Genomic DNA, 25647 nt, shown 5'->3' on the forward strand with positions numbered 1-25647 from the left:
CAAACGTCGCTTGGTTTCCCCTGTCTTGTCTTGACGCACACAACCGGGAGGAAACCTCCCGGTCGATGCGTCGCTGTCTCACCTCTTTTGACGGGGAAAATAACCAAAGGTGAGCCGCAAGTAAAGCACCTTTTGAAGACAGTGAAAAATGCGTTCCTGGGAAATCCCAAGAACGCACTTTTCGCTATGCGGACTAGTTAACCAGTATAGCTTCGGCGGACTTTGCATCATGATCCGAGACTTCCAGTCTCCAGGCATTTCTTATCCCAAACTCAGGTTAACCAGGTACATTAGCCATTAATCCTGCCCGATCGCGATCGGCTAATTTCCACACCTTTCCATCCAGAGCCATCTGTTCGATTAAAGTAGCCAACCTAAGAGCTTTGAGAGCTTGCTCTCCCCCCACAGAAGGTTCGCTGCCGCACCTAACACAGTTGACAAAATGCTCTAATTCTGCATATAGTGGTTCGATATTCTTGACGTATACTTTCTCAATTAATCCATCTTGACGGTACAAACCTTGATGATACTCATTGAGCAGATCGGCATTGTGACGGTGGATCGAGATTTCATTGCTGAGGAAGTTGGCTTCCGTTAGCGATTGACGACAATGAGCGGCAATCAGTCGCGTCTTCCGGTGGGTGACTTTACTAGCCGTCAATGTTGCGACGACTCCATTGGCAAAACCCAGAGTTGCCGTTACATAGTCGAGATATTTAGATTCGGGGCAACGGCTACCGCTAGCTGTCAAACCGACGACAGGCGCGCCAGCGAGTTCCATTAATAAATCGATGTCGTGGATCATCAGATCTAGCACGACAGAAACATCGTTAGCCCGATTGGAATAGGGACTCATCCGATGTGCTTCTAGAGCCAATACTTTCTCGGTTTTAAGGACTTGACTGAGTTCTTGAAAAACGGGGTTAAAGCGTTCGATATGTCCGACTTGGAGGATACACTGAGACTCAGCCGCCGCATTGACTAAAGCTTCTGCTTCAGCGATCGTTGCCGCGATCGGTTTTTCGATTAAGACGTGAATTCCTGCCTGCAAACAAGCGATGCCAACTTCGTAGTGTAATCTAGTGGGGACGGCGATACAGACAGCATCGACTTGAGAGATCAGATCGCGATAGTCTTCATAAAATTTTGCTTTGTACTTACTCGCAGCTTCCAAACCATGCTCGACATTGACATCAGCGATGCCAACCAGTTTGACATTTTTGAGTAGGCTCAACACCCGTGCGTGGTGCTGTCCCATATTACCAATCCCGATAAGTCCTACTTTCAGCGGCTGGGGCGAACCTGACTGAATATTTGTGTCTAACTGTTTGGTTGACATGCTACTTTTCACTCTAAAATTTACTCCTCCACCGCTATGAATTAGTTGTCGGTTGTGCGCGATTTATCTAGATCGCCTTGATGTCACCCATAACAATCCCGATACTATCACAGCATCATAATTGTCAAGAACCGAAAAGTTTTGTTTATGTTCCTAACAGCGATGACTTTATCTATTAGAGAGGATTTAGTGAATAGCTTGCACTGAGCGACAGTCGAAGTGTGGATAGTGGATAGAGCTTTAATATTCTTCCAGTTTCTTTAGATCTCTGTTCTGTTTGTCTGTCCACATCGCTGAGAACGAGCGAGAACGGCTAAAATAGAAGCCACATTCATCCCTCATATTTTAGCCGTTGTGAAAGCAGTTATCCTTCTCTCAGGTGGTTTAGATTCCTCGACGGTGTTGTATTTGGCAAAAAGTGAAGGTTACGATTGCTACGCACTTTCTTTTGATTACCAGCAACGGCATCGGCGCGAACTCGAAGCTGCTAAAACGATCGCCATCGCCGCAGGTAGCACTGCCCATCAAGTAGTAAGCTTCGATCTCCGCCTATGGGGCGGTTCGGCTCTGACAGATAATGGAATTGCGCTCCCACAACAGCGCGATCTCGCTGAAATGTCAGAATCTATACCCGTTACCTATGTTCCCGCTCGCAATACGATTTTTTTGAGTTTTGCACTCGCGTATGCTGAAGCGATCGCCGCCAGTCGAGTATACATTGGGGTCAATGCGCTAGATTATTCTGGCTATCCAGATTGTCGTCCGGATTATATCGATGCCATGCGATCGGTATTTAGGCTGGGTACCAAGCAAGGTAGAGAAGGCGATCCGATCGAAATCGTCACACCTTTAATCGATCTTAAAAAAACTGAAATTATTCAGCTTGGCGATCGTTTAGGCGTACCCTGGGAGCAAACTTGGTCTTGCTATTCCGAAGCATCGTTACCCTGCGGTACCTGCGATTCTTGTCGATTGCGACTAGCCGCTTTTGCCGAACTAGGACGAGTAGATCCCGGTAGTGGAGAGTTGAAACTCTAAAACCTAAAACCTAAAACCTAAAACCTAAAACCTAAAGCCTAATCCCGCCGGATGCGGACTCGATCGATCCTCGGCCCAACAGTAGAAATTACCGTCAAACTCCAATCACCATAATTTAAGGATTCCCCAGGACGTGGAAATTGTTGCAATTTATCGAGCAAAAATCCGGCGAGGGTGCGGTAGTCCTCTGACAAGGGAAGATCGATTTTTACACATTGATTGAGATCTTCGATATCGATCTGGGCTTGAACGAGAAATGTCCCATCTGAGAGCTGCTGACATAGTTTCGTGGGTCGATCGGAACTTACTTTCATACCGATGGTTTCGGCGATCGCATCCTGACGGGTAATTAAGCCCGCCGTATTGCCAAACTCATCGACCACGATCGTCATCTGAGCGTTAGACTCTTGCATCCGGTAGAGAATGGCACTAACTAGCGTCGATTCGGTCACAGAGCCGACAGGCTCGATCCATTGGGCGATCGGGATTTTCCCGGCGGCTTTGCCTTGTGCGAGTAGAGTGACACAATCTTTAAAAGCGACGACACCGATAATTTTACCTGAATCTGGATCGATGACGGGATAACGAGAATAGCCTGTAGTCGCTACTTTAATCAGTAGAGTTTGACAGGTAGCAGTTTGCGGTACGGTGACGATTTGAGTGTTAGGAATCATGATATCTGTAGCGATCGTATCGGCAGATTCCAGCACTTTAGCTAACATTTGGCGTTGTTCGATCGCCAATCCACTCGATTCGCGATCTGTCGCAACGATCGCTTGTAACTCCTTGAATGTTACCCGATCGCGACCATCATACCGATCGCGAATCCCGACTAACCGCAAACATAATTTGGTAGATCGATCGAGGATCCAAATTAAGGGACTAAAAATTCGCGCGATGGCCAGACTCGGCGCGCCCAAAACCCGCGCGATTTGTTCGGCATAGATTAACGCCAGCGATTTGGGAATCAGTTCGCCAAACACAATTTGGAGATATGCCAATACAAAAAAGGTAACCGGAATCGCCAGCGAATGCGCCAGGGGGATATTCGCTAACTTTTGGACGAGGATTTGGGAGATCGCGCGTTCGCCAATCCAGCCGAGTGCCAAACTAGACAGGGAAATACCCACTTGGGTAGTGGAGAGCAATCGCTCGATTCCTCGTTGTAGATCTTGGACTTGTTTGGCACGATCGTCTCCAGCAGCTACTAATTGAGCGATTCGCGATCGCCTGACTGACAAGATCGAAAACTCGGCAATCACAAAAAAGGCATCGATCGCAATCAAACCCACTACTAGTAAGAGTCGCCACCCAATATCCGAACCACCTAAAAGCGGATGAGGATCGTTCATTGTCGGAATTTTTTAAGGATGGGAGATGGGAGACAGGGGGAGACAGGGGGAGACGGGGGGACGGGGGGACGGGAAGAATAGATAGATGTGCAATTCACAATCCTCCTTACTTCTTACTTCTTACTTCTTACTTCCTTCCCATCTCCCATCTACTTCCCAACCGGAACGCCAGGGGCTTCGAGTTGGAGTTTTTTATCTACATCAATCAATTGTAGCGAGACACTCTTCACTTTATCGAGAGCATTTTTAGGAATAGAAATTGTTACTTTTACTTTGCGACCATTTGCCGCTAGACTGCTGGGCAATCCATTTGTAGTGGCATTAATCGGTTGAGATCGATCGTTAGTCAGCGTCATCGCGCCTTGCCCGAAATTAATAGGTTGACTGCCATTATTGGCAAGTGACAATTCGAGCGTAATCCGATTGCTTTTAGTAGCAATTGAGTTAACGATCATCATAATCCCTTGATTCTCTCTGACGATCGGCAGTTTGCCAATGGGAAGACCAGTTTTCGGATCGTTTTTGACTGCTTTATTAAATTCAGCAGCTTTTTTCTTGGCATCTTGCGCCTGTTTAGCATCTAATTTGGGTTCTTCCATACCCATCTGCTTTTTAACATTAGCAATTACTTCTTGCTCTTTAATTAGTTCCAGCCCTTTGGTATTAATATTCTGCTGGTTGCCGCCTTTATTATTATTAGGACGAATATCTGGTTGAGTTACGCCTTTAAGAGCTTCGTGTCCAGAGACAAACCCCAGTACGCCACTCATGATTCCTGCGGCTAGCATGAAAAATAGTAAAATACTGGTCAGTAATAAAGTGCGATCGCCTTTGAGACTTTTTTTCATGTTTGTTGCAAAAATCAATTGAGATAGCCGTAGTCGAGCAATGCCCATTAAATCTTATCGACAGCGGCTGGTTTTTCTAGTCAATATACTAGCGATCGTACCATTAGGCTATGGTATTCGATTTAGTCACATCTTACCCGAATATGTTCGCGATGCTGGTGGCAGTATTGCCTACCAAATTCTGTTGATGTTATTGGTATTATTTATCTACCCACCAGCCAATCTGCGCCTGACAGCCATCTGGGTGTGTGTCGCCACTTGTGCGATCGAATTGCTCCAACTCTACCAACCTCCCTGGCTCCAAGCCATCCGCGCCACACTCCCCGGTAGGTTAATCCTCGGTACGACTTTCTCACGATCGGATTTTCCAGCCTATTTTGTCGGTAGCTATCTAGGCTGGCTGTGGGTAGAGTTTCTAGGTTTTAGGTTTTAGGTTTTAGGTTTTAGCGAAGATCTACCCACCCCGCCCTACGGGGAGGGGATTTTCCTTACTTCTTACTTCTTACTCCTTACTCTCTTACCCCCCTCGCCGCTTGTTCCGCTCTTCGAGTGCGTGTCTGAGCAGATAGACAAACATGGCGATATTAATAGCGAACACTACAAATTTAACGATCGAGGCTTTGTGGATAATCTCATAGACTTCGATCGGAATTGTAATACCGACAATGCCGACTACCAGCATTGTCGCCCAGGCTTTTTGATTCCACAGTCCCACAGCTTCGATGCCATTTACCAGTGCATAAATCAGCGCGACTAACGCCCCCAGTTGCATTTTACTAGTCGAGATACTGACGACTTGTTCTAATCCAGCTTTGATAATTTCTCGTTTGCCTGTCATCATATATTCTTCGGCAAAGGCAAACAGATCGTCATATTTCTTGGATGTTAGAAATAGCCCGATCGAAATACAGGTCAATAATCCGACACTAAAACACTTATAAATAACGATCGCAACTAGGGCGCGGGGACGGGGCTGTAGTTCAGACATGGGAATAAATAGGTAGTATAGCAGTCGCAATTGAAGTTATTTAGATTCGATCGAGAGTTCTGCGCTTGGGCACTAGATCGCTCAGAATTATGCTTCAATAGAAGAATCATCGGGGTCTGCGATCTTCATAAAGCAAGAGTCGCCCATAATTTTTTAACCAGGTTAAAGTCACATCATGAGCTTAGATACCCAAATTGCAGTCAATTCCGGCATTACTACCAATCGTGGTTGGCCGGGTTTAATTGAAAACTATAGAGCGTATCTACCCGTGAGTGCGACGACCCCCGTAGTTACTCTCAATGAGGGTAACACGCCGTTAATCCCCGTACCGACGATCGCCGCAGAAATCGGTCGGGGCGTGAAAGTATATATCAAATACGATGGTTTAAATCCGACGGGTAGCTTCAAAGACCGGGGGATGACGATGGCAATCAGTAAAGCCAAAGAAGCAGGTGCCAAGGCAGTAATTTGTGCCAGTACGGGGAATACTTCCGCTGCTGCGGCCGCTTATGCCGTCCGGGGCGGAATGCGTGCCTATGTGTTGATTCCCGATGGGTATGTCGCTTTGGGTAAATTAGCGCAAGCTTTACTATACGGTGCCGAAGTTCTAGCTATTAAGGGCAACTTCGATGACGCGCTCGATATCGTTCGGCAGATGGCAGACAATTACCCGATTACCTTAGTTAATTCGGTCAATCCCTACCGCTTAGAAGGGCAAAAAACCGCAGCATTCGAGCTAGTAGATGCCCTCGGCGACGCGCCAGATTGGTTGTGTATCCCCGTTGGTAATGGTGGTAATATTACGGCTTACTGGATGGGATTCAATCAATATCATCAACACGGCAAATGTCGGAATCTCCCTAAAATGATGGGTTTCCAAGCCGCAGGTTCCGCACCGTTAGTCAGTGGCGAACGTGTTAAAAACCCCGAAACTCTCGCCACCGCCATTCGGATCGGCAATCCTGCTAATTGGGATAAAGCCGTAGCCGCCAAGAATGCCAGTCACGGCGAATTTAATGCCGTCACCGATGCCGAAATTATCGCCGCTTATCGGTGGTTGGGTAGTCGCGAAGGAATTTTTTGCGAACCTGCCAGTGCGGCTTCGGTAGCTGGGTTACTCAAAGTCAAAGATCGCGTACCCAATAATGCTACCGTTGTCTGTGTGCTAACCGGGAATGGACTTAAAGATCCCGATACGGCGATCGCAAATAAAATTAATCCATTCCAGCAAGGCATCACTGCAAATATGGAAGCGGTAGCATCGGCGATGGGATTTTAGGGAGAATAGGAGACGGGTGTTCTGTGAGATTTCAGCGGTCAAAAACCGCCGCTCGGATTGCGTAATGTCCGCCTACGCGGACTGAATATCTTAGTCCGCGTAGGCGGACTTCGCATCACTAGCGGCGACTTCAGTCGCAGGCAAAATAGATAGCAACTTAGATTACTTACTAACAATTCCCGACCATTGAATCTTTTTGAGCTTCTCCCGACGATAAGAGAAGAAATATTCTGGCTCCTGAAAAGTACAGTGCGGCGCGATCGAAATTTGCCCCGGATCTATTCCCAATCCTTCAAGTTGCAACTGATTGACTCGTCGCACATCTAACCTCACCCTGCCCGCTTGCTCGTCCGACAACAGGGGTGAATTCGATATTCCTAACAAACTAGTCAAATCGGCATCGAGGTCGCCTGAGAGCGGTTTTGGCGCGTTGGCGAAGCCTTGCCCCTGGCAAATCGAGGCGCACACTTCTAATCCCACCTGCTTGGTTACTTGGTAAACTTTACCATCGATCGCGGGGCCGATCGCGACGATAATATCGTTTAAATTGCCTCCCTGTGCCAATAGTCGAGTTACTGCAACCTTCACGACTCCGAGCGATGTACCCCGCCAGCCAGCATGTACCGCTGCCACATTTCCCGTCTGCCGATTGGCAATCAGAATCGGGTTACAGTCGGCACTAGCCACCCAAACCGCTTGTGCGGCTGCCTCTGTCAATAATCCATCGCCGAGCGCGTAACCTGTCTCGACTTCTATTTCCGCAGCATTGGTAATTTCGGTGGGGGTTAAGACAACTTTGCCGTGGATCTGCTTGAGCCGATGAGTACTCGCAGTAGCATCCAAAGATGGAGTTAGCTCTTGGGGTTCGCGCGGGGAAAACTGGCGCGTAAAAAAGCCATGTTGCCAGTCAGCGAGTAAATCGCAGCTTAAATACGGTAATCCCGATTCAGTTTGCCACTGCCACATAAATTAAAGTAAGGTTTGAGGTTTAGGTGTTCGGGTTTGGGTAAGTTAATAACGCAAGTTGCTAGTTATAACCAAAGTTAAAGATTTGGGCATTAGGTATTAGGTATTGAGTATTAGCAATCGGATAAAACCTTGCTTGGTGAAACACTCTGGCGAGAGGGCACCTCCTCGCGATCCGATCCGCAAAACCTAACAGCTCAAACCTAACACCTATCCCACTAAAAACCCATAACTAGCAACTTGGGTTAACATTGCCACCGATATTCGCGATCGATTCGTAGTTATCAATATTATGTTTAATAGCTTATCATCCCTCCAAGCGATCGAGCTTGCGATCCTGACTGCGACAACAATTTATCATCAATTTGCCACTTATCGCGATCGCCAAGTTTTAGCCCCTCCAGGTAAATTAGTTATGAATAGCGATGGTAAAAATCGTCACTTAACGCTCCGAGGAAATGGTAATATTACCGTTATTATCGATGCGAGTTTGGGTGGTGTTGAAGGTTATTTATTAATCGAAGAACTGGCTAAAGTAACTAGAGTCTGTATTTACGATCGATCTGGATATGGCTGGAGCGAAAGTGCTACTGCGCCGCGCACCAGTCAACAAATTGTGAATGAATTGCACGAATTATTAGCTACAGCCCAAATTTCGCCACCATATATTTTAGTTGGAGATTCGTTTGGTAGTTATAATCTGCGGTTGTACGCTCATCAATTCCCTACCGAAGTGCAGGGACTAATTCTAACTGATGGTTTGCATGAAGATTCGATGTTAGCTTTACCTTTAAGCGTGGGAGTGCTGAAACTATTTTTCACGCTGAGTTTTGGGTTTGTCGCGATCGGAGCTGCATTAGGTATCGTGAGAATTGTGGGCGAATTAGGTGTATTCGAGCTAATTAAACCCGAACTAAAAAAGTTTCCTAAACGCGATCGTCAATATGTCAAACGGTCATTTTATTCAGCTCGGCATTGGCTGACAATGGGTAGGGAAATGTGTAATTTAGATACTAGTGGCAGACAATTAAAAGCTGCCGACAATCTAGGCAACCTACCAATAATCAGCATTAAATCTCAAACTTTTTTGCGACCGTTATTAGGCATTAAACTATTATCATTACATACTGCCGATCGAGTCCGCGATCGCATTCATCTCGATTTACTGAAATTATCTACCGATACTCAGCAAATTTTTGCCGAGCGCAGCAGTCATTTCGTGTGGATCGACGAACCTGAGGCAATTGTTAATGCTGTTGCTATTTTAGTCGATCGGTCGAACTGCTGAGATTTCAGGTTAGGGCAATCCAGAAACTGCCCTGACAATTACTTCGTATAACTACTCACGATCCATAACAGCGCGAACACCAGCAATCCAGCAAAAACTTCACCATGAACGCCAATTTGCTCGACAGGTAGATGTAAATAGTTTACCAATATTGCGGCGATCGCCGAACCGACAATCAGAGCCATCAAACTGCCCAGTAGAGCGCGTTTAAATCGATGTTGCTTTTGATTGACAAAATACAAACTAAACCCTACCCCGAAGGCAACCAGCGTGGGTAACGCGGCATTTGCGATACTCGGCACTAGGGCAGCTCCGCCCAATACAGCATACACGCCAGATGTGGTTAAAAGCTGCGATCGATCGGGCTGCTCGAAGGTATCTCCCATCCAACTGGGCGAGTTCGGTACTGAGAGGGATATAAATTTGGCAGGAACGGCAGGTGACTTTTCGGGAAACCTAATTCCATCGGGCACTTTAATTTTGCCCTGTTGGCGAAGTTTGAGCCGTTCCATTAAAATCGCATCATAGGCTGCTTCTACATTATCTTGTAGTTGTAGATCGCTACCCAACTGAGCGATAACGCGTTGTTTCGCAGCTTGAATCTCTTCAAAGGTGGCATCTTCTGTCACCCCTAGCTGCTCATAAGGATTCTGCTGACTCATTCACAACCTCCGATCGATGGTCTCCACCTAACTATTTCTTACTCTAGACTGCTTTGGAAGTATCTGCCACATTTGCATGTAAATGTTAAGAATCTAGGGCATTAAAACTCACCCTTAACTTGTAACCCGACAATCGTATTACCTTGGGCATCTTGGCGAATTAGTGGAAATAACAGTAAACCGCGTTTTTGCCCCAATTCGATTTCGCCGACTAAGTAGCCTAACCCCGCACCGATGAGTACGTCTGTCAAACGGTGACGATTGAGATCGACGCGTGAATAACCGATTAAAGCAGCTCCCCCATACCAGAGAATGGCATAGTCGGGATGATAGTGGCTCTGAATGCGCGCCACAGCAAAGGCGGTAGTGGCATGACAACTCGGAAAGCTATCGAGTTCTCGTTCGTTATCGGGGCGAGGGGATCTGACTACTTCTTTAAGTCCATAGCATAATGCCGCGCTCGTGGTTAATGCGTCAACTACTCGTAATGAATGTTGTCCGCCATCGGCTCCATCAGTGAGCAGGGGCAGTAACGAACCGCCACCTAAAAATAGTACCGTACCCGCGCCAGAGACAAACTCAGAAAATCCTTTATTAGTTGTTTGCGCTCGAACGCTAGGTGCACAAAGCGTAGTACTTAACATCACCGTCGCAGCAACCAATCCGTGTTTCCAAGACATAAATACCCCTGTTTCGTTACTATCGATCGCAGTTGCATAATACCGCCTTTTGTCGCAGCAACAGGCAACCCGATCGACCCCATGTAAAATTTAATGCCGGAAAACTCATACAATGGCTTGTAGAATGTCGTAGCTCTGTTCTCGTATTATTGCCGATGACTAAATATTTATCTAAACTGAGTATCTTACTAAGCGCGATCGTCCTGACATCGACACCGTTACTAGCTATAGCTGCACCCGATTCCAGTCAACCACAACCGACACTTGCCAGTCTGGATGCGACGCTACAACAAAACCCTAAAGATTTGGACGCATATCTGCAACGCGGAATCTTACACGCCAGACTACAACAAAATATCCCCGCGATCGCCGATTATACAGAAGTAATTCGCCTCGATCCTAACAACATTCTGGCATATAGCAATCGTGCTAATGCCAAAGTCAATATGAAAGACTATCAAGGGGCGTATCTCGACTATTCACAGGTACTCCGCATCGAGCCAGAAAGAGCGATTGCCTATAATAATCGGGCATTTGCCCGCCATCAAATGGGCGATTGTAAGGGGGCAATTTCCGATCTGAAGATTGCGGTAGAGTTGTATAGAATCATGGGCGATAGTAGTGGCTATCAGAGTTCTCTCGCCAATCTCAAAAAGTTTCAGCGCAAATAATAACTAACCCCAGTTGCTATCCACTAAAATGCCAACGATTGAAATCGTGGCTAGTGTTGCAAAGTCCGCCTGCGGACTGACATATTAGTCCACGTAGGCGGACTTTACACTCTGAGCAGCGATGCGCGCTCCGGAGGTTTCCTCCGGGTTTAGCGCATCAAGACAGCGGTTTCTAACCGTTGAGGTTAGAAAAATAAGGTAGGGGCAATTCATGAATTGCCCCTACCTTATTTTTTGACCATTAAATATTCGTTTGTTCGTCTAAAACTTTTTTCAATCCGTCTCGGCGAACTAATTCAAAGATTTCATTAAGAATCTCTTGCGCGCCTTTACTCCGCAATAGATGAGCGAGATCCTTACCAATTTGTTCGGCATTAGTCGCCAAACCAGTGATTGTATCTGTCACTAGCCTTTGTCCGTCGAGACTAGATACCATCCCCACTAGAGTCAGATTGTCACCATCGATGGTAGTATTGACTCCGATCGGGACTTGACAACCGCCTTCTAATTCCCGTAAAAATGCCCGCTCTGCGTAACAACGATCGGCCGTCGGCTGATGCTGTAGGGTTTGAAGAATGGCAAGTATTTCCGGATCTTCAGTCCGACATTCGATCCCTAGTGCCCCCTGTCCGACCGCATGGAGCGACAAACTAGCCGGAATGACCTGATGAATCCGATCGCCAAAATCGAGGCGTTGTAGACCCGCCGCAGCTAGGATTAGCCCATCGTATTCACCCGCATCTAGCTTTGCCAAGCGAGTATTGACATTACCGCGCACATCTTTAAATGCAAAGTGCGGAAAATGGTGCCGCAGTTGAGCCAACCGCCGTAATGAAGATGTCCCGATTACTGCGCCTGCGGGGAGGGTTTCGAGCTGTAAACCTTGGTGTTTGGCATTGACAACGAGCGCGTCGGCGGGATTTTCGCGTTCGGTGATACAACCGAGCATTAAGCCTGCGGGTAAATTAGTGGGGAGATCTTTAAGCGAGTGTACGGCTAAATCGGCAGTTCGATCGAGAATTTTGACTTCGAGTTCTTTAGTAAATAAACCTTTATCGCCAATTTTCGCCAGCGGTACATCCAAGATTTTATCGCCTTGGGTACTCATCATCTCGACTTCAAAGGTGCGATCGGGAAAATGTTTTTGTAATTCGGATTGCACCCAATGAGTTTGGACTAATGCTAGTTGACTTTTCCGCGAAGCGATGCGGATTATCTGGGTGGGGTTGGTAATATTAGCAGACATATAATAAAAGCGATTGTTAATTCGAGCATATATAAATACCCAATCTAGGATACAGCCATTAGCGATCGGTTGCTAGTGACGATCGATCTATCTCCACTGTCTGGAATCATCTCCACCATTGACTTAGATCGCTTAGATCGATCGCGATAAGGGACTTGCAATTTAATAAACTACCAGTCGAAACATAAACTCGCAAATATCTGGGATGTTATTTCCACGCAAGTCCCTAACTGGTTCACAAACATTAGTAATGGCTTAATTCGATACTAATAGTTACAAATTTGTGGGATCGATGCCTAATTCACGTAATTTAGCTGCTAATTTTTCAGCTTGTTGTCGAGCCGCTTGCGCTTCTTGCTCGGCTTGCTCGGCTCGTAGATCCGATTGCTCGGCTCGTTGCTCGGCTTGCTGACGACGATTATCTATTTCTACAAAGCTCAAAAATGGTCGATCGTCAGGACGATAAATGATGAGCGTATCAGGCTGCATATTAAACCGGATCCCCAGTCGAGGACTAACCCAATTGCTAGCATCTTCAATCGATTCTAATCGATCTCCATTCCGCATCCAACCTGTAAAATCAATCCGATCTGGATCGTAAATATAATATTCTTCTACCCCATACTGCTCGTAAAAATGCAATTTCCGGCTCATTTCTGACATCCGGTTGCCAGGAGAGAGGATTTCAAATACTACTTGTGGTGCAATTCCACCTTCTATCCACTGGCGATAAGAACCACGGTCACCTTTTGGTCTACCAAAGGCTACCATCGCATCGGGAGCTTGGCGAATTTTATTATTGCCTTCGACTGGGTACCAGAGTAAATCTCCAGCGATAAATACGTCAGAATTTTCGGCGAACAGCAGTTCGAGATTTTCTTTAATTGTCACGATCCACCGAAACTGTTTGGTATTATCGGACATCGGCTGACCGTCACAATCGGGATAAATAACTTGGGTAGTAGTTTCTGTAGGGATTTGAGCGACCATAGCTACCTACTGTATATGTGCGAGTAATTCAATTTTACTATAAATTTTCTCAATCGAGTTTACCTTCGATCTGGGCGTTAAATCCATAGATTTCGCGAGAGCCTGCTAAATCTACCAATCGGACTTGTTTCTCGTCTCCTGGCTCGAATCTGACGGCGGTACCAGCCGGAATATCTAGCCGCATTCCTCTTGTTGATGCTCTATCAAATCTCAAGGCGGCATTTACTTCATAAAAATGATAGTGAGAACCAACCTGAATCGGTCGATCGCCAGTATTTGCTATAGTTAATTCAATCGATCGTCGATCGACATTTAATTCGATCTCACCAGATCGAGCAATAATTTCACCAGGAATCATAATTAGGTGTTAGGTATTAGGTGTTAAGTATTGGATCTTAGATAGAAATTCATTAAATTATATTACCATCACAGACATTGTATATTTATTTAAATCCTAAAACCTAAAACCTAAAGCCTAATTTAGGCTGTTTTAAAAAATCGAATCAATTCGCGCGCGTGCTCTAGAAATTGACCATCGACGGTAATTTGAGAAATTGCTTGTCTGGCTTCTTGGGCTAATCGTTGATGCTCTGATTCGTTAGTGGCTTTGAGATTAGCAATCGCAACTGTCAGTTTAGCAATTTCTTCGCGATTAGTTTCCCAACGATAATTTTGTTGGCTCAACCAAGATGTATCATTATCGGGATCTAACCTGTCGGTTAAGCGTTCTACAGTGTCTTCTAATTGGCTAAACCTGTCGCGTAATTCTAAAATATCATTGCGCGGGTAAGTAAATTGCTGTTGCATTGCCGATAATCGCTCGGCTAAATACTCGTAAGTGCTAATTGCCGGACGTAATAATGTTAGTAATAGTACCCCGATCGAACTCCAGTAACCTAATGGCGTAATGCCACTAATTGCCAACCAGTATAATCCACTTGCGGTGAGCAAATGCAACCCGATCGCGACAACTAAAGATTTAGTTGCAACGCTGCTCGCATATTGAATCTGACGATCTTCAACTTCGATACCTTGAAGCTGAGATTCTAATCCTGTCTGGGCAACAGCTTTAGCTTTAAAATAAATATTCCACGGCACCGTAACAATTAAAATTGTCCATTCAAAAATGCCAATGCCGATCGCCCAATCCCACAGATTACCAGCCGGAATCTGCAACCAATTTAATAAACCGAATGCCAATAGGGCGAGAAAAAGTAATCCAGAATTAAAAACTGCGATACTGCCGTACATAAAATTTCTATGTTGTGTTTATATTTGCTGATGCTCCATTGTGGATCGATATCTATCGGCTTGACACTCGGCTTATGCTACTTTTTTAACCTGCACAAGCCAAAGCCAAAAACAAATCCCCGACTTCTTAAAGAGTTAAAAAAGTCGGGGATCTAATATGTCCTAACTAGTGCGGTGGTTGCTATATTACTCGTGATGCTTGTTTGCATTGAGTCGAGCTGAAACTTGATGTTCTGGATCGATCCCTTCAAAAGTTGGTGGAATCCAAACCCGCACCACCATTAAAATCGCCATCGAAATCAGAAAGGCACAAGTAGCGATTGCTTGTTGCCATTGAACTTCGAGAATCCCTTTGACAATTACCTCCCGCAGTACCGAAACGATCGCCACTTCTACGGACACTCCGATCGAAACTCGCTGTTCTTGCAGATAGATAATTAACAGCCGAAATAATTCTACTAGAATTAAAATAAATAAAATGTCAGCCGTGATTTCATGAAAATTTAGAGTCGTTATTAACGACAGAAAAATTTCTTTCAGTTGCAGAACCATCACGCAGAACAATCCAATACATAGAGAAATGGCAATCGCATCCTGCACCAATTCCAAAACCCGCACGATGTGACTGCGACTGAGCTTGGCATACCACGGCACCTTTACGGTAGCGATCGGGGAATTATTAGTAATGGGCGCGGTGATTAAGGTCTTCATCTCTCTAGTTCCTGCGATAAGGGACATCTCTCTAAAGTAACTTACCATCTCGCATTGGCGCAATCCTTCATCGATGAGATGTTTTGATAAATATCATCAATAAAATTAGATCGATAACTGCTGAGTATCAAGCCGATAAGTTCTATCGCTTCCGCGCTTTCCAAGTACCACCATAAACATAATCGGGATTCTCTCGATCGATCGATTGCCAACACTTATCACAAACAAACTGCCAATCACCTGATTTATCAACTCGAACTCGATATAAGATGTCAGATGGAAGTTGACATCGATCGCATGTTTTTGTCCTAATTCTTACCATTCTAATTATTTAAAAATGCGATCGCTAAAAAAATGGTGGCGACAATTTATAAATTGTCGCCACCTTAATCGCTCTAAACTTTAGCTAACTGTTTCACTTCGACAGGTGCGGTTAGAGCTTCTTCTAACTCCGATTTACCCAATCGTGCTTCGAGAATATTCATCACTTCCCGTCCGAAATCATTAGGGTTATCGCGGAAGGCTTGGAGGCAAACTTCACCGAAGAATGAGCCTAACGGTTCGGGATTCCAGAGGAGTTTTTTGGCAACCCAAGGCATGTGACTCATTGGGTTATAACCGGGCTTGATGATGTCATTCTTAAAGGCATATTCTTCTAGATGCGTATGCGGTTGTAGACCAATAAAGAAGATTGCTGGTTCGACTTTATCTGCACCGAAAATCTTCTCCATCTCGCGATGATAGGCAATCGTTTGGCGGATTGTTTTATGGGTTTCGTCGATGACATTAAATGAGTAATTAATCGACACCATATCTTCAAATCCTGCCGCCTTGAGATCGCGGCAGTTTTGGAGAACAGTACGGAGATTATAGCCCATCCGCATTTTGCGAACTAATTCTTGAGAACCGCTAGTGATACCGATTTCAAAATAATTCATCCCCGTTTTGACCATTAATTCGCAGAGTTCGGGGGTGACATTATCGGCGCGAATATAAGCCGCCCATTTAATATCCTCCATCCCACTATCGACGATCTTTTGTAGTAGCTCGATTGCATCATCTATATACCGTCGCGCCGGGATAAACTGAGCATCTGTAAACCAAAAGTTCCGAATCCCGCGATCGTATAATTGACGCATTTCGGCGACGACTTCATCGGCTGGATTGATTCGTACCTGTTTGCCTTCAATAACCGTATAAACACAATAACAACAGTTGTGAGGGCAACCGCGTTTTGTCTGCACCCCAACATAGAAATCTCGATCTTGGAGGTAATAGCTAAATTCCGGCCAAATTGTCTCGATATAATTATAGTTACACGCGGTCTTTTCGATCGGAGCTGGCGGTTCGTGGACTAATCCTTTCCGGGGTGCGTCACCGACAACATAGCACCGTTCGTGAGTAAGATCTTCAGCTTTAATTAACTTTTCGAGCAAAGCTTCTCCTTCGCCGATCGAAACGATCGCCCCTTTTGGTAAGCTCTTAGATAGCTGCTCGTAAAAAACGCTCACAGCACCCCCACCGACTACTAATCGAGTCGTGGGGTTATATTTTTTCGCCCGTTTGAATCCGCGCTTAATCAGCGACATATTCCGCCACAGTTCGGTATAGTGACTCTGAAGCATCCGTGCGCCACCTAACGCACCGCGCAGCTTCTTGAGCGGGTTGCGATCGTAGAATACTTCAAAGGAGTTCTGGAGCGGATTTCCGCCGCGTCCCCCTACAGGCGCATAAATCTGAATATCCCGCCAGGAGTAGACTAATAAATCGGGCTGGAATTTGTCGATTTCGGTATCGAGTGCTTTACCATAATCCAGCGGTGGTATCGTTCCCAAGTCAAAAATCCGTTGCTCGACAGCCGGAAACTGCTTGTGAACGTGGTCTGATAAATATACCACCCCGATCGGGAAAATTGGATTGCAAGGGAGGCGACAGTAGAGGATCTTGGCGGTCATAACTTTGGAGTAAGGAGTAAGGAGTAAGGAGTAAGGAGTAAGGAGTTTGGGCTATATGATGTTTTTATAGTGTGGAGAGGGCGATTGAGGCGGTTGCTGTGTGGGGTGCCAAAAATCGTAATCGTGTCTTGCTGTTGGTAAATTTATTAATGGCTTTAATATAACTTTACACAAGAATTAAGTGGAAAGGTAGCCGCTGAATGAAGATTGGCACAGTATTTGTGGGTATTCTTGCCTATAGGCGGTGTAAGCGATCCCCAGTAAGCACAAAAAGTAGTAAACTTTACAGCTTCTCTCTAAATAGGGGTGATACCGTAAAAGAGTCGATCTTTCTCTGGGCACCAGGCGAAATAGATAATTATGTCTCACATTCTCGACCCCTTACCCCAAGACAATGAAAATACTGAGGTTTGTTGTTGCTATGTAAATAACACCAGTCAGATTCAAGTTGCCCGCATCACCAATGTTCACAATTGGTACTTCGAGCGGGTGGTATTTCCCGGACAACGATTAATCTTTGAAGCTCCTAGCTATGGCTATCTAGAAATTCATACGGGAATGATGGCTAGTTCTATTTTATCAGATAAAATACCTTGCCAACAACTAATCGTGATGGGAGAAGACGAACCTCACCCGTTCGGTATTCCGACTGTTGCTAACGATTTACAGTACGCTCATAAATAATTGACTTAGCTTTATATATCACTCGCTAATTAAGTGACTAATTGCAACAGTTTTATGACTATTATGTCGATCGTACGCAAGACGCGATCGTCGAACTTGAATCTATCCCAAGTCTGACGATCGCCTCTACTATCTTAATCTTATCTAACTAAATTCGATCGTTAGCTATCGTTGGCGTTGGCGATAGCCTGCCTTTAGGCACAGCCTCTTCTCGAAACGAGACGCTACGCGAACGAGAATCGCACTCCATCTAGTTGCCCGCGATCCTCCGCTCGGAGACCCCAGGCATGGTAAAATACATGATAACTATAATAACCGTGTTAAAAACAAGGATTAACAAAATATGGACGCAGCACTCCTAATTGCCAAATTGCCAGAAGCATATGCCATCTTCGATCCATTAGTAGATGTTCTGCCAATCATCCCAGTATTATTCCTAGCTTTAGCCTTTGTTTGGCAAGCTGCTGTAGGTTTCCGCTAAGTTAAGCGCGGATTTGTGAGATCTGCTTACTTGCGAGTGAGTAGAGCTTGAAAACTACAACCGAACTGAAACTTTGCGTTACAAGACATCCTTAGATCTAGGGTGTCTATTTTTGTACTGTGGAAGAGTTGTCGGAATGGATTGATGAGAATGCGCCGTATTTTAAAGTGGCAACGTTGGCTGCGCCTAGCTATGATACTCACGATCTTAACGATCTGTTGTAGTGAATTAGCCGATTGGGTTGCCTGTAATATTGCGACAAATTCATCTCCAGGCAAAAGCTGTGGGGTATTAGTGCTAGGTTATCCATCATACAGCGATGGTACCGCCAGCCCCGTTCAGCAAATGCGCGTAGCGACAGGAGTACAAGCATTTCGCAACAGTAAATGCGATCGCATAGTTTTCTCTGGCGCAGCAGTTGAAAATCAAATTGTCGAAGCTCAGACGATGGCTCAAATAGCTCGTGGCTTGGGAGTATCACCCGATGTAATCGTCTTGGAAACTCATGCCCAGAATACTTGGGAAAATATCAAGTTCTCTATCCCTTCTTTCGAGAAGTACAGTCGGATTCTGATTGCATCGGATAGCTTGCACGCTCAAAGGGGGCGACGGTACCTATGCAAGCAACGCCCCCATTTATGCGAACGCACTTTTGTGGTGGGATCGTATCGACCTTTCGAGCGATGGTGGTGGAAAATTGCCTCTGGTTGTCACGAATTATTTGCGTGGGGACGAGATCTCATCCTGTTCCCTTGAGGGATCTCAAATTAAGGTAAGATGCAGGGCGATCGATCGAGATCTCCACAGGCGGAACCATTTACAATCAAAGGTGTACCGCTCGATAATAATTAGCCGTGACAGTCAGAGTTCGCATCGCTCCTAGCCCAACTGGTAACTTACATATTGGTACCGCTCGTACCGCCGTCTTCAACTGGTTATTCGCGCACCGTTACGGTGGGACATTTATCCTCCGCGTCGAAGATACCGACACCGAACGTTCCAAATCTGAGTATACCCAAAATATCCTCGACGGGATGCAATGGTTGGGCTTAAATTGGGATGAAGGGCCATTATTCCAATCTCAACGCCTAGATTTATATCGTCAGTCGATTCAAACATTATTAGATAACGGTAGTGCTTACCGCTGCTACACCACTCCCGCAGAACTCGACGAGTTGCGCGCCGCTCAAGAAGCCAACCATCAAGCACCGCGCTACGACAACCGCCATCGTCAGCTTACCCCAGAGCAAGAAGCCGCATTTATCGCTGAAGGTCGTCGCCCGGTAATTAGATTTAAGATAGAAGACGATCGCGAAATTAGCTGGGTAGATTTAGTACGCGATACTGTCACCTGGAAAGGTATTGACTTGGGTGGAGATATGGTAATTTCTCGCGCCGCTGACGAGCACGAACTCGGACAACCGCTCTATAATTTAGCCGTAGTCGTCGATGATATCGATATGAAGATTACCCATGTTATTCGTGGGGAAGATCATATCGCCAATACTGCTAAACAAATTTTGTTGTATGAAGGCTTAGGCGTGAAGGTGCCCGAATTTGCCCATACACCCCTAATCTTGAGTGCTGAAGGTAAGAAACTCTCCAAACGCGATGGCGTAACTTCGATCGACGATTTCAAGCAAATGGGCTATGTGGCACCAGCTTTAGTCAATTATATGACCTTGTTGGGTTGGTCGTCTCCCGATGCCGAAGAGTTATTTACCCTAGATGTAGCCGCAAAACAGTTTGATTTCGATCGAGTCAACAAAGCTGGGGGCAAATTTGATTGGGATAAACTCAACTGGATTAACAGTCAGTATATCCACGCCATGACCGCCGAGCAATTATTACCCGAATTAATTCCTTATTGGCAAGCCGCTGGGTTTAAATTCGATCCCGAAACAGATCGATCGTGGTTGCTCCAGCTTACCAGCTTAATTGGTGCCAGCCTTGCGCGGCTGGATGAATGCGTCGAAATTAGTCGGACATTTTTTACCGATACCGTCACGCTCAATGAAGAAGCTACCGCCAAAGTCACTCAACCAGGTGCCAAAGAAGTGCTAACTAGTCTCGCAGCAGCCATCAAAGCCAAGCCCGAATTGGTCGAGAGCGAAGTCCAGGATCTAATTAAACAGGTGACAAAAGAGCAAAACGTCAAAAAAGGTCTAGTGATGCAAAGCCTCCGTGCTGCCCTCACAGGCGAAGTTCACGGCCCCGATTTGATTCAGTCCGTGCTACTCTTACACCAACATCAATTAGCAGTACCGCGCATCGATCGAGTCGTGGGATAATTCCGCAATCGGGTAGGGGGCAACTAATAAATTGCCCCCTACTCAGTTATGACGGACGATCGTCAGACACACTATCCACTATTCACGACATTTCACATACAAGTGTCGATTTTGCAAGAGTTTGTGTGTAGATTAAGATTGGACAGATCCATTTACCCAAACTCTTTACCAGCAAAATCGTGATGATTAAATATTTATCGATCGCTACACTAACGTCCGGAATCTTGCTAGGAGCTAACCTCGCGCAAGCACAGACAACTAGCCCTTCCAATCAAACTTCTACTGTCGGCAATAACTCTCCAGGCAATACAGTCGTCCAAACCAATCCGCAGAATAATAATAGCCAAAGTGTTATTTATCCTAGCATTCCCCTGAGTCCCGTCATTCAAAACCCGGTCAATACCGAAAATGACTTTGGGTTGAACTTAGGTGCCGCACTCAACACAATTGACGGGCGCAATACGACTATTTATTTAGGCATTACTTTCCAACCAGGGCGCACAGACGATCATAATGCACGGATGGCTAAATTGAGATCGGAAACCCAATTACTCGAATCGCAAAGACAAACTACCCAAACTCAACTAGAACTTCTTAAAAAGCAAGTTGCCGAGCAAGAACTGAGATTACAAAGAATGCGATCGGGCGGGCAGAATGAATCTAAATAGTCAATTACTCGTAGCTTATTATTGATAAGAGCAGATTGCTTTGGTGACAGCCTCATGATTGCTGTCACCCTCTAACCTCGCGAATCTTAGTCGATCTTGTCTCGCCAAGCAGCAGATCTATCTAAAACTAAGGCAACCAAGGATACTGACGGAAATTAGGCTCTCGCTTTTCTAGAAAGGCTTGCTTACCCTCTGCACCTTCTTCGGTCATGTAGTAAAGCAACGTCGCATTACCCGCTAATTCTTGTAAGCCAGCTTGTCCATCGCAATCGGCATTGAGAGCGGCTTTGAGACAGCGAATCGCGATCGGACTTTTGGCGAGGATCTCTTGTGCCCATTTTATCCCTTCGGCTTCTAATCTGTCGATCGGGACTACACAATTAATCAAACCCATATCTAAAGCCGCTTGTGCATCGTATTGACGGCACAGATACCAAATTTCTCGCGCCTTCTTTTGACCGACGATGCGCGCTAAATAACTCGCCCCAAATCCACCATCGAAACTACCCACTTTCGGCCCCGTTTGCCCGAAGATCGCATTATCAGCCGCAATGGTCAAATCGCAAATTAAGTGTAAAACATGACCGCCGCCGATCGCATAACCCGCTACCATCGCTATTACCGCCTTAGGCATCGATCGTATCAAGCGTTGGAGATCCAGTACATTCAATCGCGGAATGCCGTCTGCGCCCTGATAACCCCCATGTCCGCGCACAGATTGATCGCCACCAGAACAGAAGGCATATTTACCATCGGTATGGGGGCCTGCACCTGTGAGCAGCACCACGCCAATACTGGTATCTTCCCGTGCATCACAAAACGCATCGTACATCTCAAATACCGTCTGCGGACGAAAGGCATTCCGCTTTTCCGGACGGTTGATGGTCACTTTTGCGATGCCATCGGCTTTATGATAGAGAATATCTGTGTAAGTTTTGACCGATCGCCAGGTAATTTCCATGCTTGCTACTAGACTCCGAACAACGTTTAGTTTACAGCAGATTTAGGCTTTAGGCTTTAGGTTTTTATCCTCTCACATTCCTCCACACTCTTCCTAAATGACTACCTGGCAAGCAGATATTTCTAGTCGTCCGCAGCAAAATGAACGAGGTGAAACCCTCTGGGAGCTGGTAATTTGTGCTGCTGATGGGGGCTGGTTTCATACGGCGATTTGTCCCCAAAAACAGGTAAATGCGGAGTGGATTGCCGCACAGTTAAAGTTAGCGACAACTGACGATTTACCCAAATTAATTCAAGTTTTTCGCCCGCAAAGTGTAGGCTTAGTTCGAGCGGCTGGCGAGAAATTAGGCATTGAAGTTGTAGCAACACGACGCACGATCGCACTCAAGAAGTTATTGCAACAACAGGCGCAGAGTTATCGTAATCCTAATTATCAACCACTGGCGATCGAGTCGCCCCCACCGTTGCCGATTCCCGATTATTTAATTGGCGATAAGTGGCAATTCGTGACGCTGACAGCGGGACAATTAGTAGCGGATTTTCACGATCGACCGATGCCAATTATTTCGATGCCAGATTACTTATTACCACCGCATTGGGGGCTAGGTGCCAATGTAGCCATCCCTGGTGTGATTATATATGGCGGGAGACAATCGATGCGATTGGCGCGGTGGATTGCCGAGACGGAGCCTGTGAGTCTCAATTATTTGGGTGACGATCCGGGTGGTTTGGTTTTAGATGCTGGTTTGGCAGATCGCTGGGTGATGTTGACTTTTAATGATGCTCTAGTCAGTCAAGCCGCCAAGCTGTACGAAGCACGCAAACGCCTCGTACATGGTTTACATTTTCTATTAATAACTCCCGATGATTCGGGGATTACAAATAGTGGAATTTGGTTATTACAGAGTTAAATAATTACTTCTTACTCCTTACTCCATCAGGAATCGGAATTAGTTCTATCTGAGTTTCGGGCGTGAGTTTAGGCAATGGTTGACTGGTACCTTGCAATTTGTATGTTGGTGTTGCTGGCTTTTTTGTTAGTTCGGGAGTGTTATAAATTAGAGTGGTCGAATTTTGTGCGGGAAGTTGACTGATATTGGCGAGTGATTTATTTAATGGTTCGATCGTTTGGGCTAATTTGGCTTGTTGTTCTAGTTGTTCGGCAGAAGAGACTAATTTACCCAAACCATTTACTAGGTTGCGAAGGTTCGATCGAAACTCTGGACTCCCGGTGAGATCGTCTAAATCGGATGTGATTTTTTGGGTATTTTGAAATGTTAATCTGGCGGAGTCTAATGTCTGTTGCAACATTGACAATGTTTTAGGATCGTTTAAATTATCAGTAATTTTCCTCAAATTTAGCGATGTTTGATTGGCATTACTCAAGACACCTTCTAAATCTTTGGCTAATTTATCTGAATTTATTTTAGATACTGTGGTATTCAGTTTGACGATCGAAGGATTGACAGAATTAACTGTTTTCCGTAAATCGACACTCAGCTTGTCGAAATTATTAAGCGAAGATGCAAAAGTCTTGCGATTCTCGACTACCAAACTATTGACGGATGTTGCTAACTTCTTATATTCTGCGGCTGTGGCTGTCAATTCGGCAGCAGTAACACTAAACTTATCGGCACTTTGCCCGATTTTAGTACTAGTGCGATCGAGCGATGTTGTTAAAATATTTGCTTTAACTGACAAATTTGTCAATCCAGCTTCGACAGATTTAGGCAGGCTAGAAAATTCACTACTGACTTTATTGAGATTTTTACTAAGCTTGGAAAAGTCTTCAGCAGCCGCTCCTGTTTTGACTAAGGTATTATTGAGATTTTTAATTACCTCAGGATTGCTATATAGATCGATCAATGTAGTCGCACGTCGCATTAATTCATTAAAGTTCGCCCCAATCTTGCCGTCAACTTTGGCATTATTGCAAAGAATTACATTATTATCGCATTTACTATCTAATGCTTTGGCGATCGAACTAGTATTAATTGCAACACTATTACGCGGTATAATTTCAATCACTGGTTCACCAATCAATCCAGTTTGACTGACTTCTACCGATACATCTTTAGGAATTGTCAAATTGGGGTCGTCCATTTGCATAACTACTCCGACTCCATTTATACCCGGTTCGATTTTGGTAATTTTACCAACTCGAATTCCCCGATATCTGACTGCACCTCCAGGCTGAATTCCAGGTGCTTGAGCAAATTGCGCGATAATATTGTAACTCTGATTTCCTGGTGTCAATCCTTTGAGCCATAAGAAAATCGCCCCGAAGACTCCCAATCCGGCGATAAGCATCAATCCAACCGAACCTTCTCGGACTGCGCGTGATTGCATTTTAATTTATTGCTCCTAAACTGAAAGTTATCTGGACGATTTGAACTTCTCGAATCTACAATCTTCGAGCTGCTAATTTCTCGATTTTATTCACAATAGATGCTAAATTGAGGACGATCTGATTCGCTCTGAATAAATTGTCTATCTGCGCCAATCTCTATGTTACCTCGTTGCTATCGTAATTATTCCCGATCGAGACTAATTAACGATTCGCGGGTAATAGGAGAGTAAAAGGTAAATAATGACCCCCTATTCCCGATCCCCTATCCTTTATTCCCTATTCCCGATCCCCTGACTTATTGATATGAGCTGTGAGTAAATAGATGAAATTTAGATGGTTTAGATCGGCGATCGATTTGGTAAAATCGCTGTGGATGCTCCTCGCACTACCGCTGATTGTGGGGGGATCGATCGGACTGTTAACAGGAACATCTTCAGCAATCTTGCTGGCTACCCTCAATTTGGCGACAGCATGGCGAGAATCTCATCGCTGGATTTTACGGCTGCTTCCCCTGGGTGGGTTGCTGAGTGGGTTGCTGTACCATTATTTTGGGAATAGCGTCGCCGCCGGAAATAACCTAGTACTCGCAGAAATTCACGAGCCACAAACCATAATTCCGCTCCGGATGGCACCGCTAGTATTACTCGGTACGACAATCGCCCATATATTTGGTGCGTCGGTAGGTAGAGAAGGTACGGCGGTACAGATGGGTGCGGCTCTAGCAGATAGGTTGACGCAGATCTATCGGTTTCCGGGAGTGGATCGCCGCATCGTGCTAATGGCGGGAATTAGCGGCGGAATTGCCTCAGTATTTGGAACGCCACTAGCCGGAATGGTCTTTGGGCTGGAAGTGTTAACGATCGGGACGTTGCGCTACGATGGATTGTTTCCGTGTGCGATCGCGGCAATTATTGGCGCTCGAATTACGCTAGCCTGGGGATTGCACCAT

The 25647-nt window shown here is 45.5% G+C and carries 27 protein-coding genes; 12 read left to right on the forward strand and 15 right to left on the reverse strand.

Going from position 1 to position 25647, the window contains the following annotated elements; translation table 11 throughout:
* Positions 1 to 277 precede the first annotated feature (277 nt).
* Positions 278 to 1339, reverse strand: coding sequence for a Gfo/Idh/MocA family oxidoreductase (locus tag Q0R35_RS05020; RefSeq protein WP_295614995.1), 1062 nt, complete (start codon positions 1337 to 1339; stop codon positions 278 to 280).
* A gap of 354 nt (positions 1340 to 1693) precedes the next feature.
* On the opposite strand from Q0R35_RS05020, the gene queC reads away from it, so the two are divergent.
* Complete coding sequence (gene queC / locus Q0R35_RS05025; RefSeq protein WP_295614996.1) at positions 1694 to 2377, forward strand: 7-cyano-7-deazaguanine synthase QueC; 684 nt, start codon at positions 1694 to 1696, stop codon at positions 2375 to 2377.
* A gap of 38 nt (positions 2378 to 2415) precedes the next feature.
* Here queC and Q0R35_RS05030 read toward each other — a convergent pair whose 3' ends face one another.
* Together Q0R35_RS05030 and Q0R35_RS05035 are read right to left on the reverse strand one after the other, a co-directional pair.
* The gene (locus Q0R35_RS05030; protein ID WP_295614997.1) at positions 2416 to 3729 is read right to left on the reverse strand and encodes a hemolysin family protein; all 1314 of its coding nucleotides are present in this window, start codon (positions 3727 to 3729) and stop codon (positions 2416 to 2418) included.
* 149 nt (positions 3730 to 3878) lie between these two features.
* Positions 3879 to 4577 carry a hypothetical protein gene (locus Q0R35_RS05035; protein ID WP_295614998.1) on the reverse strand — a complete coding sequence of 233 codons (699 nt, stop codon included), beginning with the start codon at positions 4575 to 4577 and terminating at the stop codon, positions 3879 to 3881.
* A 40-nt stretch (positions 4578 to 4617) separates the two neighbouring features.
* Here Q0R35_RS05035 and Q0R35_RS05040 point away from each other — a divergent pair, with 40 nt between their 5' ends.
* A complete protein-coding gene (locus tag Q0R35_RS05040; protein WP_295614999.1) occupies positions 4618 to 5010 on the forward strand; it encodes a DUF2809 domain-containing protein in 393 nt (130 codons plus the stop codon).
* A gap of 84 nt (positions 5011 to 5094) precedes the next feature.
* Here Q0R35_RS05040 and Q0R35_RS05045 read toward each other — a convergent pair whose 3' ends face one another.
* On the reverse strand, positions 5095 to 5565 hold the full coding sequence (locus tag Q0R35_RS05045; protein WP_295615000.1) for a DUF2127 domain-containing protein: 471 nt from the start codon (positions 5563 to 5565) through the stop codon (positions 5095 to 5097).
* Between the two features lie 175 nt (positions 5566 to 5740).
* Between Q0R35_RS05045 and thrC the strand changes: the two genes are divergently transcribed.
* Positions 5741 to 6844, forward strand: a complete 1104-nt coding sequence (gene thrC / locus Q0R35_RS05050; protein ID WP_295615001.1) for a threonine synthase — start codon at positions 5741 to 5743, stop codon at positions 6842 to 6844.
* 162 nt (positions 6845 to 7006) lie between these two features.
* On the opposite strand, the gene pgeF is transcribed toward thrC, so the two are convergent.
* On the reverse strand, positions 7007 to 7810 hold the full coding sequence (pgeF, locus tag Q0R35_RS05055; RefSeq protein WP_295615002.1) for a peptidoglycan editing factor PgeF: 804 nt from the start codon (positions 7808 to 7810) through the stop codon (positions 7007 to 7009).
* Between the two features lie 292 nt (positions 7811 to 8102).
* On the opposite strand from pgeF, the gene Q0R35_RS05060 reads away from it, so the two are divergent.
* Positions 8103 to 9098, forward strand: a complete 996-nt coding sequence (locus tag Q0R35_RS05060) for an alpha/beta hydrolase (protein WP_295615003.1) — start codon at positions 8103 to 8105, stop codon at positions 9096 to 9098.
* A 38-nt stretch (positions 9099 to 9136) separates the two neighbouring features.
* On the opposite strand, the gene Q0R35_RS05065 is transcribed toward Q0R35_RS05060, so the two are convergent.
* Positions 9137 to 9760, reverse strand: coding sequence for a CPP1-like family protein (locus tag Q0R35_RS05065; protein WP_295615004.1), 624 nt, complete (start codon positions 9758 to 9760; stop codon positions 9137 to 9139).
* A 101-nt stretch (positions 9761 to 9861) separates the two neighbouring features.
* Entirely contained in the window at positions 9862 to 10440 is a 579-nt protein-coding gene (locus tag Q0R35_RS05070; RefSeq protein WP_295615005.1) for a phosphatase PAP2 family protein, read from the reverse strand.
* A gap of 155 nt (positions 10441 to 10595) precedes the next feature.
* Between Q0R35_RS05070 and Q0R35_RS05075 the strand changes: the two genes are divergently transcribed.
* Positions 10596 to 11111: a hypothetical protein gene (locus Q0R35_RS05075; protein ID WP_295615006.1), complete on the forward strand. Its 516-nt coding sequence runs from the start codon at positions 10596 to 10598 to the stop codon at positions 11109 to 11111.
* A gap of 241 nt (positions 11112 to 11352) precedes the next feature.
* On the opposite strand, the gene hemC is transcribed toward Q0R35_RS05075, so the two are convergent.
* From hemC to Q0R35_RS05105, 6 genes are all read right to left on the reverse strand, one after another.
* Positions 11353 to 12357, reverse strand: coding sequence for a hydroxymethylbilane synthase (hemC, locus tag Q0R35_RS05080; protein ID WP_295615007.1), 1005 nt, complete (start codon positions 12355 to 12357; stop codon positions 11353 to 11355).
* A 273-nt stretch (positions 12358 to 12630) separates the two neighbouring features.
* A complete protein-coding gene (locus tag Q0R35_RS05085; protein WP_295615008.1) occupies positions 12631 to 13347 on the reverse strand; it encodes a Uma2 family endonuclease in 717 nt (238 codons plus the stop codon).
* Between the two features lie 49 nt (positions 13348 to 13396).
* Positions 13397 to 13705: an urease subunit beta gene (locus Q0R35_RS05090; protein WP_295615009.1), complete on the reverse strand. Its 309-nt coding sequence runs from the start codon at positions 13703 to 13705 to the stop codon at positions 13397 to 13399.
* Positions 13706 to 13827: 122 nt separating this feature from the next.
* Positions 13828 to 14598 carry a hypothetical protein gene (locus Q0R35_RS05095; RefSeq protein ID WP_295615010.1) on the reverse strand — a complete coding sequence of 257 codons (771 nt, stop codon included), beginning with the start codon at positions 14596 to 14598 and terminating at the stop codon, positions 13828 to 13830.
* 186 nt (positions 14599 to 14784) lie between these two features.
* Positions 14785 to 15309: a phosphate-starvation-inducible PsiE family protein gene (locus Q0R35_RS05100; protein ID WP_295615011.1), complete on the reverse strand. Its 525-nt coding sequence runs from the start codon at positions 15307 to 15309 to the stop codon at positions 14785 to 14787.
* 395 nt (positions 15310 to 15704) lie between these two features.
* Positions 15705 to 17264 (reverse strand): photosystem II high light acclimation radical SAM protein, encoded by a 1560-nt coding sequence (locus Q0R35_RS05105; RefSeq protein WP_295615012.1) that lies wholly within the window; start codon positions 17262 to 17264, stop codon positions 15705 to 15707.
* Between the two features lie 360 nt (positions 17265 to 17624).
* Here Q0R35_RS05105 and Q0R35_RS05110 point away from each other — a divergent pair, with 360 nt between their 5' ends.
* The 5 genes from Q0R35_RS05110 to Q0R35_RS05130 all read left to right on the forward strand — a co-directional run bounded on the left by Q0R35_RS05110 (position 17625) and on the right by Q0R35_RS05130 (position 21388).
* On the forward strand, positions 17625 to 17948 hold the full coding sequence (locus tag Q0R35_RS05110) for a DUF1830 domain-containing protein (RefSeq protein ID WP_295615013.1): 324 nt from the start codon (positions 17625 to 17627) through the stop codon (positions 17946 to 17948).
* Between the two features lie 343 nt (positions 17949 to 18291).
* Positions 18292 to 18429, forward strand: a complete 138-nt coding sequence (locus tag Q0R35_RS05115; protein ID WP_295615014.1) for a photosystem II reaction center protein K — start codon at positions 18292 to 18294, stop codon at positions 18427 to 18429.
* 144 nt (positions 18430 to 18573) lie between these two features.
* Complete coding sequence (locus Q0R35_RS05120) at positions 18574 to 19185, forward strand: YdcF family protein (protein WP_295615015.1); 612 nt, start codon at positions 18574 to 18576, stop codon at positions 19183 to 19185.
* A 98-nt stretch (positions 19186 to 19283) separates the two neighbouring features.
* A complete protein-coding gene (gltX, locus tag Q0R35_RS05125; protein ID WP_295615016.1) occupies positions 19284 to 20720 on the forward strand; it encodes a glutamate--tRNA ligase in 1437 nt (478 codons plus the stop codon).
* 182 nt (positions 20721 to 20902) lie between these two features.
* Positions 20903 to 21388 carry a hypothetical protein gene (locus Q0R35_RS05130; RefSeq protein ID WP_295615017.1) on the forward strand — a complete coding sequence of 162 codons (486 nt, stop codon included), beginning with the start codon at positions 20903 to 20905 and terminating at the stop codon, positions 21386 to 21388.
* 127 nt (positions 21389 to 21515) lie between these two features.
* Here the strand turns inward: Q0R35_RS05130 and menB are convergent, their stop codons facing one another.
* Complete coding sequence (gene menB / locus Q0R35_RS05135; RefSeq protein ID WP_295615018.1) at positions 21516 to 22349, reverse strand: 1,4-dihydroxy-2-naphthoyl-CoA synthase; 834 nt, start codon at positions 22347 to 22349, stop codon at positions 21516 to 21518.
* A 97-nt stretch (positions 22350 to 22446) separates the two neighbouring features.
* On the opposite strand from menB, the gene Q0R35_RS05140 reads away from it, so the two are divergent.
* Complete coding sequence (locus Q0R35_RS05140; protein WP_295615019.1) at positions 22447 to 23259, forward strand: Tab2/Atab2 family RNA-binding protein; 813 nt, start codon at positions 22447 to 22449, stop codon at positions 23257 to 23259.
* Between the two features lie 4 nt (positions 23260 to 23263).
* On the opposite strand, the gene Q0R35_RS05145 is transcribed toward Q0R35_RS05140, so the two are convergent.
* Entirely contained in the window at positions 23264 to 24697 is a 1434-nt protein-coding gene (locus Q0R35_RS05145) for an MlaD family protein (RefSeq protein WP_295615020.1), read from the reverse strand.
* Positions 24698 to 25071: 374 nt separating this feature from the next.
* Here Q0R35_RS05145 and Q0R35_RS05150 point away from each other — a divergent pair.
* Positions 25072 to 25647, forward strand: a 576-nt coding sequence (locus Q0R35_RS05150; RefSeq protein ID WP_366944827.1) for a chloride channel protein, incomplete at its 3' end; no start/stop codon positions are given.

It is taken from the genome of Chamaesiphon sp. GL140_3_metabinner_50 (assembly GCF_025361915.1).
Classification (GTDB): domain Bacteria; phylum Cyanobacteriota; class Cyanobacteriia; order Cyanobacteriales; family Chamaesiphonaceae; genus Chamaesiphon.